This is a genomic window from Kitasatospora sp. NPDC085879 (assembly GCF_040686255.1).
Lineage (GTDB): Bacteria > Actinomycetota > Actinomycetes > Streptomycetales > Streptomycetaceae > Kitasatospora.
Map to the genome: position 1 here is coordinate 13215 of NZ_JBFBJZ010000053.1, position 14935 is coordinate 28149.

The 14935-nt window shown below is 73.6% G+C and carries 14 protein-coding genes and 1 pseudogene; 9 read left to right on the forward strand and 6 right to left on the reverse strand.

Annotation, left to right across the window (positions count from 1 at the left end; genetic code table 11):
* Positions 1–57 precede the first annotated feature (57 nt).
* Positions 58–1260 (reverse strand): erythromycin esterase family protein, encoded by a 1203-nt coding sequence (locus AB0P35_RS30785; RefSeq protein WP_363517294.1) that lies wholly within the window; start codon positions 1258–1260, stop codon positions 58–60.
* A 58-nt stretch (positions 1261–1318) separates the two neighbouring features.
* Between AB0P35_RS30785 and AB0P35_RS30790 the strand changes: the two genes are divergently transcribed.
* Entirely contained in the window at positions 1319–2080 is a 762-nt protein-coding gene (locus tag AB0P35_RS30790; RefSeq protein WP_363517396.1) for a TioE family transcriptional regulator, read from the forward strand.
* A 13-nt stretch (positions 2081–2093) separates the two neighbouring features.
* On the opposite strand, the gene sigK is transcribed toward AB0P35_RS30790, so the two are convergent.
* From sigK to AB0P35_RS30805, 3 genes are all read right to left on the reverse strand, one after another.
* Entirely contained in the window at positions 2094–2747 is a 654-nt protein-coding gene (gene sigK, locus AB0P35_RS30795; protein WP_363517297.1) for an ECF RNA polymerase sigma factor SigK, read from the reverse strand.
* 73 nt (positions 2748–2820) lie between these two features.
* Positions 2821–3264, reverse strand: a complete 444-nt coding sequence (locus AB0P35_RS30800) for a hypothetical protein (RefSeq protein WP_363517300.1) — start codon at positions 3262–3264, stop codon at positions 2821–2823.
* Between the two features lie 40 nt (positions 3265–3304).
* Positions 3305–4057 carry a class E sortase gene (locus tag AB0P35_RS30805; RefSeq protein WP_363517303.1) on the reverse strand — a complete coding sequence of 251 codons (753 nt, stop codon included), beginning with the start codon at positions 4055–4057 and terminating at the stop codon, positions 3305–3307.
* Positions 4058–4272: 215 nt separating this feature from the next.
* On the opposite strand from AB0P35_RS30805, the gene AB0P35_RS30810 reads away from it, so the two are divergent.
* The 8 genes and pseudogenes from AB0P35_RS30810 to AB0P35_RS30845 all read left to right on the forward strand — a co-directional run bounded on the left by AB0P35_RS30810 (position 4273) and on the right by AB0P35_RS30845 (position 12852).
* The gene (locus AB0P35_RS30810) at positions 4273–4884 is read left to right on the forward strand and encodes a hypothetical protein (RefSeq protein ID WP_363517306.1); all 612 of its coding nucleotides are present in this window, start codon (positions 4273–4275) and stop codon (positions 4882–4884) included.
* A gap of 174 nt (positions 4885–5058) precedes the next feature.
* Positions 5059–5473, forward strand: a pseudogene (locus AB0P35_RS30815) (cytosine deaminase); the annotation flags it as partial.
* Positions 5450–5944, forward strand: coding sequence for an FCD domain-containing protein (locus AB0P35_RS30820; protein ID WP_363517399.1), 495 nt, complete (start codon positions 5450–5452; stop codon positions 5942–5944). The pseudogene AB0P35_RS30815 and the gene AB0P35_RS30820, both read left to right, overlap by 24 nt.
* 98 nt (positions 5945–6042) lie before the next feature.
* Positions 6043–7719: an FAD-dependent oxidoreductase gene (locus tag AB0P35_RS30825; protein WP_363517309.1), complete on the forward strand. Its 1677-nt coding sequence runs from the start codon at positions 6043–6045 to the stop codon at positions 7717–7719.
* Positions 7716–9185, forward strand: coding sequence for an ATP-binding protein (locus AB0P35_RS30830; protein ID WP_363517312.1), 1470 nt, complete (start codon positions 7716–7718; stop codon positions 9183–9185). Before AB0P35_RS30825 ends, AB0P35_RS30830 begins: the two co-directional genes overlap by 4 nt.
* Positions 9186–9228: 43 nt before the next feature.
* Positions 9229–10089 carry an NAD(+)/NADH kinase gene (locus AB0P35_RS30835; RefSeq protein WP_363517315.1) on the forward strand — a complete coding sequence of 287 codons (861 nt, stop codon included), beginning with the start codon at positions 9229–9231 and terminating at the stop codon, positions 10087–10089.
* Between the two features lie 121 nt (positions 10090–10210).
* A complete protein-coding gene (locus tag AB0P35_RS30840; protein ID WP_363517317.1) occupies positions 10211–10879 on the forward strand; it encodes a hypothetical protein in 669 nt (222 codons plus the stop codon).
* A 269-nt stretch (positions 10880–11148) separates the two neighbouring features.
* Positions 11149–12852 carry a beta-1,3-glucanase family protein gene (locus AB0P35_RS30845; protein WP_257018839.1) on the forward strand — a complete coding sequence of 568 codons (1704 nt, stop codon included), beginning with the start codon at positions 11149–11151 and terminating at the stop codon, positions 12850–12852.
* Positions 12853–13020: 168 nt separating this feature from the next.
* Here the strand turns inward: AB0P35_RS30845 and AB0P35_RS30850 are convergent, their stop codons facing one another.
* Together AB0P35_RS30850 and AB0P35_RS30855 are read right to left on the reverse strand one after the other, a co-directional pair.
* Positions 13021–13869 carry a PaaX family transcriptional regulator C-terminal domain-containing protein gene (locus AB0P35_RS30850; protein ID WP_363517320.1) on the reverse strand — a complete coding sequence of 283 codons (849 nt, stop codon included), beginning with the start codon at positions 13867–13869 and terminating at the stop codon, positions 13021–13023.
* A gap of 159 nt (positions 13870–14028) precedes the next feature.
* Positions 14029–14913 carry a fumarylacetoacetate hydrolase family protein gene (locus tag AB0P35_RS30855; RefSeq protein WP_363517323.1) on the reverse strand — a complete coding sequence of 295 codons (885 nt, stop codon included), beginning with the start codon at positions 14911–14913 and terminating at the stop codon, positions 14029–14031.
* Between the last annotated feature and the right edge of the window lie 22 nt (positions 14914–14935).

A 14935-nucleotide genomic window follows, 5' to 3' on the forward strand; every position in this document is an offset into this window, starting at 1 on the left:
CGAACCGGGCCGGTGCACACGGCTCGCAGCGCTTGCGCACCGAACTGCCGGCGATAGCTAGGCCTCCGGGAGGTCCTTGACGAAGACGATCCCGTCGTGGTCGGCGAGATGGGCCGGGTCGAGGGGGGCGTAGCCGAAGTACGGGGAGACGCGGGGGGCGGGCGGGGCCTCGCCGAGGAGGGCGGCCAGCCGGCGGGCGTCGACGAGTCGGCGCTGCTCGGGGAGTGTGTAGAGGAGACCTTCGAGGGTGTCCGGCGGCGGGGTGTCGACCCCCCGGTGCCGGATGGTGCCGAGGGCCGTGGCCAGGAAGGTGTACTCCTCGCCCAGGTGGGCGCTGACGAGTGCGCCGGCGCTCCACCACTCCAGCGGCAGGTCGCCCATCCGCATGCTGCTCCTGTGCCGCTGGAGGTGGCCGTTGTGGGCGTGCACGAGTGCCGGGCCGCGGGCGGCGATCGCGAGGAGGTTGTCGGCCATCATGCCGTCCCGCAGGCCGACCAGCCGCGCCAGCCGGCTCGACGAGGTGTCGGCCATCCAGAAGTGGTAGCGCAGCAGGCCGGTGGCGGTGCGGCCGTGGAGCCGCGCCCTGTCCCAGTCCTCCCGCGAGGTTGCCGCGATCAGGTGCGGCGTCTGCGCGTCCAGGAGGGCCACGAGGTCGTCGGCGATCAGCCGCAGCTCCCTCGCCGCGGCCGACTGCCCGACGGACTTCGTCGGGGCCCACATCGCGCCGGGATCGGTCCACGGGTCGTCCGCGCCGAGCAGGCGGTCGAGTGCCTCGGCGGTGCAGGGCAGCAGGTCCGCGGCCACCCGGGCCGCGAGGTACCCGTGGAGCGCGGTGAGCGCCTGCCGGGGGCTTGCGGCACCGGTGATCTCCAGCGGGCCGTCGAAGCCGGCGAACCGGAGCCGGTCGGTGGCGGGTCGGTCCGTGTTGAAGTCGCGCATCCAGCGCACGAGTTCGCGGTTGGCCGGGGATTCGCCGAATCCGTGGCTGAAGCCGCGCTCCATGGTGTCGTCGAGGGTGCCCGTGCCGGTGGTGACGTAGTCGTCGACGAGCAGGCCCGTCATGCAGTCGCTCTCGAGTGCGATCGTCCGGTAGCCGTCCTGCTCGACGAGCTGTCGGAAGAGTTCGTTGCGGACGTCGAGCAGGGTGTCCTCGCCGTGGGTGGGCTCGCCCAGGGCGAGCAGCCGCGGCCGGGTGGGGAGCAGCCGCATGACGGCGGCGGCGTCGACGGCGTGGGCGGTGTCCGTGATGTCGGTGACCATGCCTTCAACGCTATCTTTGAACCTTCGGTGGAAACTTTCCGGCGGATTCGGCGGGGTCGTGGGACGAAACCTTCAAGGCGGTGATCGGCTCAGGCCGGTCGATCTGGCGCGTCGGCACGGTCTGTCCACCCAGGCGGTCAGGAACTACGAGGAGGCGGGCATCCTGCCGCCGGCCGGTCGCACACCCCACGGCTACCGCACCTACACCGCGTTGCACGTCGGGGCCCTGGGCGCGTTTCTCGCACTGCTGCCCGGCCACGGCCACCGGACGGCGGCGTCGATCATGCGGGCGGTGAACGAGGACGCCGAGGAGGAGGCGTTCCGTCAGATCGACGAGAGCCACGCCCGGCTCCTCGACGACCGGCGGACCCTGCGGGCCGTGGAGGACGCGCTCCGCAGCCTGGAGGCCGGTGCCGCACCCGGCCCGGGTGCGGTGTCCGGCTCAAGTGCGGTGTCCGGCCTGGGCGGCATGTTCATCGGGCCGCTGGCGAGGCGATTGGGGATCCGGCCGGCGACGCTGCGCAAGTGGGAGCGGGCCGGGCTGGTGCACCCGCGCCGCGACCCGTCGACGGGGTACCGCGTCTACGACGACGCCGCTGTGCGCGACGCCCTTCTGGCTCACCAACTCAGGCGTGGTGGTTACCTGTTGGAGCAGATTGCGCCGCTGATCGGCGAAGTCCGCGCGGCCGGCGGGGTGGAACCCCTGGAGGCGGCGCTGCGCGACTGGCACGGCCGGCTGTCCGCCCGCGCGCGGGCGATGCTCACCGGCGCCGCCGCGTTGGAGGCGTACCTGAGCGAACGTGCCGCTCACTCGTCCTGATGCCCGGGCCCGGTCATTCCCGGACGGCGAGGGTGTCCCGCATCCGGATCAGGCCGTCGCGCATGCGGGTCTTGACGGTGCCGAGGGGGGCGCCGAGGAGTTCGGCGATCTGCGACTGCGAGTAGCCGCCGTAGTAGGCGAGGGCGATCGACTGGCGCTGCAGTGCGGTGAGGGCGCGCAGGCAGTGCCGGACCCGGTCGCGGTCGAGGCGGCGTTCCACGGCTTCGGAGACCTCGTCGAACGGCGGGGCCGGCGAGGCCGCGGCGGCCCGCCGGTCGCGGTCGGCGGCCGCCTGCGAAGCCCGGACCCGGTCGACGGCGCGGCGGTGGGCGATGGTCAGCACCCAGGGCAGCACGCCGCCGCGCTCCGGCCGGTAGCGGGCGGCGGTGCGCCAGACCTCCAGCAGTACCTCCTGTGCCACCTCCTCGGCCTGTGCCGGGTCCCGCAGCACCCGGCGGGCCAGGCCGAGCACCGGTCCGGCCACCGCCTCGTACAGCTCGCCGAACGCCCGCTCGTCGCCGCGCGCGACGCGCGGCAGCACGTCACCGAGGTCGCGAGGGCGGCCGAGGTCACGAGGACCGCCGAGGTCCCGGTGGTCCTCGCGGGACGGCGTCGGGATGCGCTCGGCGGGGGGTGGGGCTAGGGGGTGCTCGCGTACGGCTGTCACACTGCGACCCTCGCGGTCGGCACCGATCAGGGGCCAGTCGCAGCGTTGCTGCACCGTTCCGGAAGGGCGTGTCTCAGTCGGTGAGCAGCGCCGCGACGCGGTGGGCGGTCTTCTCTCCGGCCCGCTGTCTGATCAGCCCTTCCTTGGCGGCGGCCCGCAGGTGGAGGAGGGTCTCCTCCGGGCCTTCCGCGGTGAGGACGGCGGTGACCAGGACGGGGTTCATGTTCCACGCTCCCCCGCCGGTCATCACCCGGATCGTGCGCCGCCCGGCGACGCGCTCGGCGGCTCGCTCTCCGCGCCGCGGTGCGACCCGGTGGCCGATCCGGGCCAGGAGGCCGGTCACCCGGGCCTCGGCGCGGGCGAGGCCCAGCGGGAGCCGGAGGCCGATCTCGTGGACGTTCTTCGGCAGCCGCCTGGCCACGAATGCCGCGCCTCGCCCGCCGATCGAGCCGATCGCCTCGGCCAGCACCCGGTCCTCGAACTCCACGTCCTCGAACTCGACGTCCTTGAACTCCACGGTCCGCCTCCCCTCGAAGCGGCCACGATAGCGGGCGGGCTCAGGCCCCGGCCGGGGTGGTGGTGGAGACGGCCGACGGCGCCGCGCCCTGCAGTTCGGCGGGCGGGGTGCGGGCCGCGTCCATCGCCTCGACCCGGACCAGGCTGCCCCAGACCGCCATCCGGTACAGCGAGGTGTAGACGGGGGTGCAGGTCGTCAGCGTGATGTAGCGGCCCGGCGCGCGGTAGGGGGATCCGGCGGGGACGGGCTCGACGATGCCGATGTTGTCGGGCGGCGTCTCCGGCAGGACGCCGTCCACCCGGTAGACGTACCAGTGGTCGCGGGTCTCGACCACGATCGGGGCGCCGACGCCGACGGCGTCGAGGTCGTGGAACTTCGCCCCGTGGCCGTCGCGGTGGGCGGCCAGCGCGAAGTTGCCCGACGGGTCCCAGGGCATCGCCGCACGGGGCTCCCGGTAGACGCCGGCGACGCCCTGGTCCAGGACGGCGGGGCCGGTCCCCACCTTGATCACCACCGGGTCCGGCCGCATCGCGGGGATGTGCAGGAAGCCGAGGTCCTGGCCGATGCGGTCCGGGACGGGCGCACCGGAGGTGCCGGGCGAGGCCCAGCCCTGCCGCAGCCGGTCTCCGGCCCGGTCGGCCTGCCGGTCGGCGACGAGGTCCGTCCACCAGAGCGAGTACGCCGCGAACAGCACGGCCGCCAGGGCGACCGCCAGCAGCACGTTGCCCAGGCCGTCCGTCCACCGGCCGACGCGCGACCGCGGCCGCGTGCTGTCCTCCGGAACCCGGCCCATCGGGTCCTCCTCCGCCTCGGGTACCCTGCGGATAAGGAACCCGCCCGGGGATGAGTGCCCCCGTCAGACCCCGCTCTGGCAGCGCCGCTTGTCCGTTCCACCAGTCTGCCGAGTGGCGGACACGGATCCGCCCGAACGGCGCGCGGGCAGTCGGGTGGTCCGCCCGTACCGCCCGCGTCCGGGCCGATCCGCAGGCCGCGTTCTAGCCTGGACGGATGGCGATCCACGGCTTCGCGACCACCGAGTTCCAGCTCGTCCTGCTGCGCCGCATGGCCGACTTCCGCCCCGAGCTGGTCGAACAGGCCGTGCGCCGGCTCGGGGCCACCCGGGCCGGCATGCGCGAGGCGAACAAGCGATGGCAGGCGATGCTCCGGTCGAGCCGCCTCCCGCACGGCGCCCGCCGCTACACGGCCGTCCTCGGCCCGCCGGAGGCCGTGCTGCCCCGCCGGATCGGAGATCTCGACTGCACCGCGCAGCACTGGACGCTGCCGCTCTGGCCGGAGCTGCGGTTCGAGATCCTGCTCGGGCCGGCCGGCGAGGCCTCCCCGCCCTGGAACGAGTGGCTGGTCCGCGCACCGGGCGCACCGGCACCCCGCCTGCGGACGCTGGCGGACCTGGCGCCGTGGCGCTGCGTCGTGTCGGACGTCGGCGCGGCCTTCCCGCCCGCCGTCCCGCGCGAGGGCAGTGCGCCGACCCGCTGGCAGCTCGACTTCACCGCCCCGGACGCGGCCGGCCGCCCGCATCCCTGCACGGCCGACTTCACCTGGGGCCTGCTGCAGGAGGTCCGGACCGACGAGCAGGCCGTGCCGCTGCGCTCCGGAGACTGACACCGCGTCGGGGCGGTCCCGGCCCGGGAGGTGGACGGCTTCCGGCGGAAGTTCCTCGTCCGACGTCCCGTTCCCCCGGAGTCGATCGCCCGCCGTCGGGGGCGGTTTGACGAGGTGGCGCCCGTTCGGGTTGGTTGGTGGACACGCACAAACCGCCCCGAAACAGACGAAATCATGACCTCATCCACCGTCACCGTCTTCCGCGGTGTCCGGCCGTTCGGCGCCGGTGCGCCCGTCGATCTGATCGCCGTGGACGGGCTGCTGGCCGAGCGGGTGCCTGCGGACGTCCCGGTGGAGGTCGTCGACGGGGCGGCCGGATCGCCCTGCCGACGCTGGTGGACGCGCACATCCACCCGGGACAGGACGGCCTGGGGCGAGCCCTGGTACAGCCGCCGTCCGGGCCGACGCGCTGCCCGAGTACGTGCGCGGCGACGTCGACCTGTACGAGCACCAGCGGACGCCGCTCGCCGAACGGGCCCACCGGCTGCTCGCGCACGCGGTGACCCGGGGGACCCGGGCCGTGCGGGCGCACGTGGACGTGGCCCCGGCGTACGGCCTGGCGGGGGTGGAGGGGCTGGCCGCCGCCCGGGAGCGGCTCGGTGCGGCCGAGGCGGAGCACTACTTCGCCGTCCGCGAGTCACTGGAGGCGCTGGCCGCCGAGCTCGCCACGCGGAACGCCACCCCGGCCGGGCTGCGCGGCCTGGAGCGGATCCTGGCCCGGACGCGGAAGGCCGCCGAGGCGGGCCGGCTGCGAGAGACTGTCGGCCTGAACGCCGACTTCCACCGGGCGATCGTGGAGCTGTCCGGCAATCCGCTGCTCCAGGACATGATGGCGCCGCTGGACGGCCGGCTGCGCCGGCTGTTCCGCCTCACCTCCGGGCCGGAGAGCACCTCGCCGATGTGCACCGAGCAGGAGCAGTTGCTCGCCGCGATCGCTCCGGCGACCCGGCGGCCGCCGCCGACCTGGCCCGGCAGCACGTCGCGGGCACCCGGGCGTTCGCCCTGGAGGTGCTGGGGCGCGGCGACTCCTGACCGGCACCCTTCGCACCTTTCGTGGTGATCTGCCCGGATCATCCCTAGGATGGGTGACCGGCGCACGGGTGCGGCCGGACGGGTGGCACCCGGGCGGAAAGCCGATCAGCTCGGGACGGGGTCCCCATGGCTCAGGCCGACACTCCGGCGCGGACCGTCCTCATCACCGTGGACGACGATCCCTCGGTCTCCCGTGCCGTCGCCCGCGACCTGCGGCGGCGCTACGGCGAGTCGTACCGGGTCCTGCGGGCCGAGTCCGGCGAGTCGGCGCTGGAGGCCCTGCGCGAGCTGAAGCTCCGCGGCGACCTGGTGGCGGTGATCATCGCCGACTACCGGATGCCCGCCATGAGCGGCATCGACTTCCTGGAGCAGGCGCTCGACATCTACCCGGACGCGAGGCGGGTGCTGCTCACCGCGTACGCCGACACCGGCGCGGCCATCGACGCGATCAACATCGTCGACCTCGACCACTACCTGCTCAAGCCCTGGGAGCCGCCGGAGGAGAAGCTCTACCCCGTCCTCGACGACCTGCTGGAGGCCTGGCGGGCCGACGAGCACCGGCCGGTGGCCGTCACCAAGGTCGTCGGGCACCGCTGGTCGGCGCGCTCATCGTCCGTCCGCGAGTTCCTGGCGCGCAACGAAGTGCCGTACCGCTGGTACTCCTCCGACGATCCCGAGGGCCGGCGGCTGCTGGCCGCCGCGGGCGAGGACGGCCGCCGGCTGCCGTTGGTGGTGACCCCGGACGGCTCGGCGCTGGTGGAGCCGGCCGACCGCGACCTCGCCGCCCGGGTGGGCCTGGCCACGACACCGGCGGCCGGCTTCTACGACCTGGTCATCATCGGAGGCGGTCCGGCCGGCCTGGGGGCTGCGGTCTACGGGGCCTCGGAGGGGCTGCGCACCGTCCTGGTCGAGCGCTCGGCGACCGGCGGCCAGGCGGGCCAGAGCTCGCGCATAGAGAACTACCTCGGCTTCCCGGACGGCGTGTCCGGGGCCCAGCTCACCGACCGGGCGCGGCGGCAGGCCGCGAAGTTCGGCGCGGAGATCCTCACCGCGCGCGAGGTCACCGGGCTGGAGGCCAGCGGGTCGGCGCGGGTCGTCCGGTTCTCCGACGGCTCGGCGATCGCCGCGCACACGGTGATCCTGGCGACCGGCGTGTCGTACCGGCAGCTCGACGCCCCGGGCGTGGCGGAGCTGACCGGCTGCGGGGTGTTCTATGGCTCGGCGCTGACCGAGGCCGCCGCCTGCCGGGGCCAGGACGTCTACATCGTCGGCGGCGCGAACTCGGCCGGCCAGGCGGCGCTGTACCTGGCCCGCAGCGCCAAGTCGGTGACGCTGGTGGTGCGCCGGCCGTCGCTGGCCGCCACCATGTCGCACTACCTCGTCCAGCAGGTCGAGGAGGCGCCCACGGTCGCCGTCCGCGGCTGCACGGTCGTGGAGGCGGCGCACGGCGAGCACCAGTTGGAGCGGCTCACGCTGCGCGACACGGAGACCGGCGGCACCGAGACCGTGGACGCCCAGTGGATGTTCGTGTTCATCGGGGCGGCGCCGCGCACCGAGTGGCTGGAGGGCGCCGTGCTCAGGGACGCCCGCGGGTTCATCCTGACCGGCCCCGACCTGGCGCCCGAGGGCCGGCGGCCGGCCGGCTGGGAGCTGGAGCGGCCGCCCTACCACCTGGAGACCAACGTGCCCGGGGTGTTCGTGGCCGGGGACGCCCGCGCGGAGTCGGCCAAGCGGGTCGCCTCGGCGGTGGGCGAGGGGGCGATGGCCGTGATGCTCGCGCACCGCTACCTGGAGCAGTCATGACCGCCGCCCCGCTGCCCTGCGACCCGCACGAGCTCTCCTCGCTCTTCCTCTTCGAGAAGCTCGCGCCCGAGCAGCTCGACCGGCTCTGCCGGGAGGGCTCGGTGCTGGCCTTCGAACCAGGCCCGGTGTACGCCGAGGGCGACCCGGCCACCTGCTTCTACGTGCTGCTGGAGGGCACCGTCGTGCTCTCCCGCCGGGTCGGGGACTACGACGTGGAGGTCACCCGGACCTCCGACCGCGGTGTGTACGCCGGGGCCTTCCAGTCCTACCTCGGCGACCGGGTGCCGCAGGTCTACAACAGCTCGCTGAAGGTCGCCGAGCACTCGCGGTTCTACGTGCTGCCCGCGGAGTGCTTCGCGCAGATCATGCGCGAGTGGTTCCCGATGGCCGTCCATCTGCTGGAGGGGCTGTTCTTCGGCTACAAGAGCGCGCAGGCCGCGGTCGGCCAGCGGGAGCGGCTGATGGCCCTCGGCGCGCTGTCCGCGGGGCTCACCCACGAGCTCAACAATCCGGCCGCGGCTGCCGTCCGGGCCACCTCCGCGCTCCGCGAGCGGGTCGCCGGGATGCGTCACAAGCTGGGCGCGATCGCGGCGGGCCCGTACCGGCGCGACAGCCTGGAGGCACTGGTCGAGGTGCAGGAGCGGACGGCGGAGCGGGTCGCCAAGGCGCTCTCGCTCAGCCCGCTGGAGGCCGCCGACCGGGAGGACGCTCTGAGCGACTGGCTGGACGACCACGGCATCGACGGCGGCTGGCAGATGGCGCCGACCTTCGTCCAGGCCGGTCTCGACACCGAGTGGCTGGAGCAGGTCGCGGCCGCCGTCGACGAGGGCTCGCTGGCGGGCGCGATGAAGTGGCTCAACTACACCGTCGAGACCGAACTGCTGATGAACGAGATCGAGGATTCGACCAACCGCGTCTCCGCCCTCGTCACCGCGGCCAAGCAGTACTCGCAGCTGGACCGGGCGCCCTACCGCACCGCCGACGTCCACGAGCTGCTCGACAGCACCCTGCTGATGGTCTCCGGCAAGATCGGCCCCCGGATCCGGGTGGTCAAGGAGTACGACCGCGCCCTGCCGCCGATCCCCGCCTACCCAGGCGAGCTCAACCAGGTGTGGACGAACCTGATCGACAACGCCGTCGCCGCGATGAACGACGGCGGCGGGGACGGCACGCTCACCGTCCGCACCGCACGGGAGGGCGACCGGCTGCTCGTCGAGTTCGCCGACACCGGGCCCGGGGTGCCCGAGGAGATCCGCGACCGCATCTTCGACCCGTTCTTCACCACCAAGCCGGTCGGCCAGGGCACCGGACTCGGCCTGGACATCTCCTGGCGGATCGTCGTCAACAAGCACCACGGCGACCTCCGGGTGGAGTCCGTCCCTGGCGACACCCGGTTCCAGGTACGCCTGCCGCTGACCGCGCCCGACGCGCCCGACGACAACGGAGCCGCGCCGCAACCGTCCTGACCGGCAGCCGCGGCGGGCCCCGACCGACAGCGAGGTGGACCGCATGGGATACATCGGCACGGTGGGGCTGGTGCTCCACCCCGAACGCCAGTGCGCGCCCACCGTGGACGCCGTCCTCGACTGGAGCCGCGCCCGCGGCGCCAAGGTCCTCGGCCTCGCGGACGAGGTCGCCCGGATCGGCTGCCGCACGGTGCCGGTCGGGGACGAGGAGATGACCGAGACCGCCGACCTGCTGATCAGCCTCGGCGGGGACGGCACCATGCTGCGCGCGCTGCGCCTGGTGGTCGGCGGCCACGCGCCCGTCCTCGGGGTCAACGTCGGACGCCTCGGCTTCCTCGCCGAGGTCGACATCCCGGAACTGCCCGCCGCGCTCGACGCGATCGACGGCCACCGGTTCAGCGTCGAGCCGCGCTCCGGCGTCCGGGTCCGCCTCGGGGACGACGTCGAGACGGCGCTCAACGACATCGTGCTGCTGCGCAGCCCCGGACACCGGTCGGCGGCGGTCGCCGTGCACGTCGAGAACCAGCCGTTCGTCCGGTACACCGCGGACGCGGTCGTGGTCGCCACCCCGACCGGGTCGACCGCCTACAGCTTCTCGGCCGGCGGCCCGATCGTCTCCCCCGCCGCCGAGGGGCTGCTGATCACCCCGGTGGCCCCGCACTCGGCGTTCAACCGCTCGGTCTTCCTGTCCGCCGGGGAGCACCTCGCCCTCGAAGTGCTGTCGCACAGCGGCGACCTGGCCGTGGAGGCCGACGGCCGGCTGGTCGGCCGGGTGAGCCCGGGCCAGGTCGTCGAGGTGACGATGGTCCCCGCTGCGGCACAGGTCGTCCGCCTCGGCCACACCACCTTCTACCAGCGGGCCCAGCGCAAACTCCGCCTCACCGGCTCGGCCGAACCCACCTGACCGGGCGCCGGCCCGCCGCGCCGGCAACCGGCTGCGGTGTCGGCGACGTCACCTACGGTGCGAGGAACGGTGGATGTCCCCGCGCCGCAGGTCGCGGACGGGACAGTGAGGGGGACTCGTCATGTTCGGTTGGATCTTTTTCGGAGCCCTGCTGATGGCGCCGATCGCCTTCGGAATGACTCGGGAGATCCGCACGGCGCGGCGGGCGGGGGGCTCGGAGCGGATGCTGCGGACGCTGGCCGGCCGCCCCGGCTGGCGGGTGATGAAGCCCGGCGAACCGTGGCGGGAGTACGTCCCGCACTACCCCTGGCTGGACGTGCCGCGCAGCACCACGGCCACCGGTCCCGGCGGGGACGGGCGCGAGGTCACCGTCGCCCGGTTCATCCGGCTGGAACAGCGGCGCGGCCTGCACTGGCTGGTGTTCCACTACGAACTCCCGGGGCGCGTGCCGATGATCCGGCTCGAACGGACCTGGAGCGCCGAGGCCCTGCGGGTCAAGGTGCTCGCGCCGGGCCTGTACATCCCGATGGCCGGGGACGGCCGCACCCCGGTGCTCCGCGACCTCGTCATCGCCACCGACCTGATCGATCGTCTGGAGGCCCTGGGCGCCCCCGCGGTCAGCGTCCAGCGGGACTCGGTCTGCTTCGTCTACCACCCGCTGCCCGACCGCGCCGAGGTGGGGCGGTACGTGGACGGGCTCGCCGCGCTCCTTCCCGATCTGGTGCGGATCGCCGTCGCCACCGAGGCGGCGCCGATCGCCCCGGACGCCCAGGACTCCCGGGGCGAGTGAATGCCCGACCGTGACGGTGCCGAGAGCCCTCTCTGCGCATCAAACCAGGCTTAAGAGAGGGTTAAGCAACCGACGGTCGGACAAAGGTGCAGGTCAGGTGCGCGCGGTTGCGTGCACCTGACATTGCCATGAGGGTTGCCGCTCCGTAATATTCAGGCCCACGGGCGACGCCGCATCAGATCTGAGAGCGCTCTCACTACCCTCAGTGACGGCGCCGGCTCCCTCCCCCCGCTCCCCACCCGACCTCGCGGAGAACGGACCCCCACACCATGACGCCACGTCACCAACGACCGATATCCCGCCGGAAGCTCCTCGCCGCGACGGCGGGCGTGGCCCTCACCGTGCCCGCGGTGGTGACCTGGCTCCAGTCGGCCGCCGGCGCGTCGACCACCACCACCCTGCCGCTGGATCTGGCGAACACCACGGGGAACAACACCGTGTACGCCTACGTCCTCGGCCGGGACCCGGCGGCGGGCGGCAACTGGGCCTTCGTCCAGGCGGACGGGACGAGCCTGTACCACCCGCCGAACCCGGCCAACGACCAGACGCCGCTGGGCGTCGACTGTGCCATCGCGCTGAACGCCTCGGGCGCCGGGCCGCGACGGGTGACACTTCCCCGGCTCGACAGCGGCCGTATCTACTTCGCCGTCGGCGCCAAGCTCACCTTCCTGATGAACCGCGGCGGCGGACTGGCCCTGCCCTCGGTGAGCAACCCCAGTGACCCCAATGCGAACGTCCGCCACGACTTCTGCGAATTCACGTTCAACAACGACCAGTTGTACGCCAACATCACCTTTGTGGACATGGTCTGCCTGCCGATCGCCTTCCAGCTGGAGACCGGGCAGGGCACCCAGACGGTCCGCGGCCTGCCCGCCGACGGGCTGTCCCGGGTGGCCGCCGCGCTGCGGGCCCAGTCCGCCGCCGACGGAAGCGACTGGAGCCGGCTGATCGTCAACAAGAACGGCTCCGACCTGCGCGTGCTCAGCCCGAACCTGGCGATCCGCGGCAACAGTTCGCTGTTCAGCGGCTACTTCGACAGCTACGTCGACCAGGTGTGGACCAAGTACCGTTCCACCGACCTGAAGATCGACACCCAGTTCACCTGGGGCACCGTCACCGGCCGGGTGAACGGCGACACCCTCACCTTCCCCGGGGTGGGCAGCTTCGCCCGGCCGTCGACCCTGTCGATCTTCTCGTGCAGCGACGCGCCCTTCACCACGGGCAACGACGTCATGGGCAACCTGAGCGCCCGACTCGCCGCCGCCTTCAACCGGACCACCCTGCTGGACAACCCCAACCAGCCGACCGCCGAGAACCCGGCCGCCTTCTACACCAAGCCCCGGACCAACCACTACGCCCGGATCCTGCACGGCACCACCCCCGACGGGCTGGGCTACGCCTTCCCGTACGACGACGTGCACCCGGCCGGGGTGGACTTCGAGGGCAAGGTGCAGTCGGGCAGCCCCACCCGGTGGACCATCACCGTCGGCGGGGTGGCCGGCGGCGGCGGGGGAAGCACGCCGACACCGACCGCGACACCGACCGCGACCGCGACCGGTGGCACGGGCAGCGCCTTCGCCACCATCCAGGCCGAGGCGTTCGCCGCACAGTCCGGCGCCCAGGTGGAGGCCTGCTCCGACACCGGCGGCGGCTCCGACGTGGGCTGGCTCGCCAACGGCGACTGGCTGAAGTTCGCCGCCGTCAACTTCGGTACCGCCGGGGCGACCCGGTTCAGCGCCCGGGTCGCCTCCGGCGCGGCCGCCGGGGTGAGCGGCCTGGTCCAGGTCCGGCTCGGCAGCCCCACGGCGACACCCGTCGGCAGCTTCGCCCTCGCGAACACCGGCGGCTGGCAGACCTGGCGCACGGTACCGGCGGACATCAGCCGCACCACCGGTGTCCACGACGTCTACCTGACCTTCACCAGCGGCCAGCCCGCCGACTTCGTCAACATCAACTGGTTCACCTTCGGATAGCGCGGTCCGGACCGGCGCCGATCCGGACGGCACTGGTCCGGACGGCGCCGATCCGGACGGCACCGGTCCGCACGGCACCGCGTCCCAGTGGCGCGGTGCCGCGTCCGGTTCCCGGCGGGCAGGCCGGGGGCCGGACGCATCCGTGCGCCCGGGGCCCGAAGGAGCGGGCTACTCGCCGGCGTGGATCACCGTGAGCGCGTGCTCGCGGGCCGCCGGGCCCAGTCCGGCGTTCAGCTCGTCGAACAGCCGGCCCGCGCCGACGCCGTTCCAGCCGGGCGGGAGCAGCGCGAGCGGGAGCCCCGGATCCCGGTAGGGCAGGCGGCGCCACTGGGTGAGCATCGGCACGTAGACCCGGAAGGCCTCCTGCGGGGAGATGCCGCCGGCCTTCACCTTGTCGAGCACCGGTCGGTAGCGGCGCAGGAAGTCTGCGTAGAGCGCGGTGAGTTCGTCCAGGTCCCACCAGCTGCGGACCTTGGTGCGCAGGTCACCGAAGGCGAGGTGGTCGCCGGCGAAGAGGTCGACGTAGCCGGCGAGGCCGCGGCGCTCCAGGGTCCGGCGGGTCTCGGCGGCGAGGTTGCCCGGTGCGACCCACACGCCGGGCGCGGCGGTGCCGAAGCCGAGCCGGGTCAGGCTGGTCCTGAGTTCGTGCCGCTTCTGCCGCTCGGACTCGGGGACGGAGAAGACCACCAGGATCCAGCCGTCCTCGGCGACCGCCCGTACGCGTTCGAAGATCCGGACGTCGCCCTCCGCGAGGGTCTCCAGGACCTGCGCCGCGAGCGAGTAGCCGGCCGCTCCCTCGTGCCGCCCGCTCTCCAGCACGCCGCGGCGCTTGAGGCGGGAGATCGAGGAGCGCACCGCCTGCGATTCGACCCCGAGGTCGGCCATGAGCCGGACCACCGACGCCACGGAGAGCCAGTTCTGCTCGCCCCGCGCGTACAGGCCGAAGGCGGTGATGATCAGCGGGCCGTGCCGCGCGTCGCGGCCGGTCGCGGGTGACTCCTCGTGCCCGGCCGTCACAGCTGCGCTCTCCTCGCCTCGGGCCGGTGCTGTCCGTGGGACCCGTCACCGGGCAGCCTATCGTCACCCCGCTCGCATGATCGACGCGGATCGCGTGATCGGCACCGGCCGCCGGCACTCACTCCGGGGCGCTCACTCCGGGGCGCTCACACCGGGCGCTCACACGAGGGCGGTCGCGGCCACCCGGTTGCGCAGCTCGCCGAGGCCGGCGACCCGGGTGACGACGAGGTCGCCGTCGTCCAGGAAGATCTGCGGGTCGCGGGCGCTGCCGATGCCGCTCGGGGTGCCGGTGAGCAGGACGTCGCCGGCGCGGAGGGTCATGCCGCGGCTGAGTTCGGCGATCAGCCGGGCCACGGGGAAGGCCATCTGCGCGCTGGACGCGTTCTGCAGGAGAACGCCGTTGACCTCGCACTGCACGTGCAGCGCACCGGGGTCGGGCACCTCGTCGGCGGTGGTGAGCCAGGGGCCGAGCGGCATGGTGGCGTCGATGCTCTTGCCCTTGAGCCACTGGCCGCCGTGCGCCCGCTGGAGGTCGCGCTGGGAGACGTCGTTGGCGACCAGGTAGCCGAGGACGTGCTGCAGCGCCTCGCTCTCCGGGATCGACCGGCCGTCGCGGCCGATGACGAGGGCGATCTCGGCCTCGTAGTCCCACTGGGTCGACAGGGCGGCGTCGTAGGCGATGTCGTCGCCCGGGCCGATCACGGTGTCCGGGCCCTTGGTGAAGAAGGTGGGCCGGATGGGCCGGTCCGGGTCCTCGTGCCCGCGCTTCCCGCGGGACTCCTCGAAGTGGTCCCAGTAGTTCCAGCCGGTGCAGAGGATGTCCCGGTTGAACCGCTGCAGGGGTGATTCCAGGCGGACGGCCGTGAGCGGCAGGACGGGGGCGCCGTCGGCGGCGGCCCGGGCGGCGTCGAGGGCGGCGGGGCCGCCGCGGACGAGGTCGTCGACCGTGCCGAGCCGCTCGGGCAGCACGGCGACGGCCGCTGCGGCCTCGTCGACCGCGCCGGCCCGTCGGCGGCCGTCGACGGTGAAGGATGCGAGTCTCATGCTGCCCTTCTCACGGATCCGT

Bases quoted from the DNA above. Each gene is read 5' to 3' on its own strand.
- AB0P35_RS30785 (WP_363517294.1), bottom strand. From the start codon at position 1,260: ATGGTCACCGACATCACGGACACCGCCCACGCCGTCGACGCCGCCGCC.
- AB0P35_RS30830 (WP_363517312.1), top strand. From the start codon at position 7,716: ATGACCGCCGCCCCGCTGCCCTGCGACCCGCACGAGCTCTCCTCGCTC.
- AB0P35_RS30835 (WP_363517315.1), top strand. From the start codon at position 9,229: ATGGGATACATCGGCACGGTGGGGCTGGTGCTCCACCCCGAACGCCAG.
- AB0P35_RS30805 (WP_363517303.1), bottom strand. From the start codon at position 4,057: ATGGGCCGGGTTCCGGAGGACAGCACGCGGCCGCGGTCGCGCGTCGGC.
- AB0P35_RS30825 (WP_363517309.1), top strand. From the start codon at position 6,043: ATGGCTCAGGCCGACACTCCGGCGCGGACCGTCCTCATCACCGTGGAC.
- AB0P35_RS30845 (WP_257018839.1), top strand. From the start codon at position 11,149: ATGACGCCACGTCACCAACGACCGATATCCCGCCGGAAGCTCCTCGCC.
- AB0P35_RS30840 (WP_363517317.1), top strand. From the start codon at position 10,211: ATGTTCGGTTGGATCTTTTTCGGAGCCCTGCTGATGGCGCCGATCGCC.
- AB0P35_RS30810 (WP_363517306.1), top strand. From the start codon at position 4,273: ATGGCGATCCACGGCTTCGCGACCACCGAGTTCCAGCTCGTCCTGCTG.
- AB0P35_RS30855 (WP_363517323.1), bottom strand. From the start codon at position 14,913: ATGAGACTCGCATCCTTCACCGTCGACGGCCGCCGACGGGCCGGCGCG.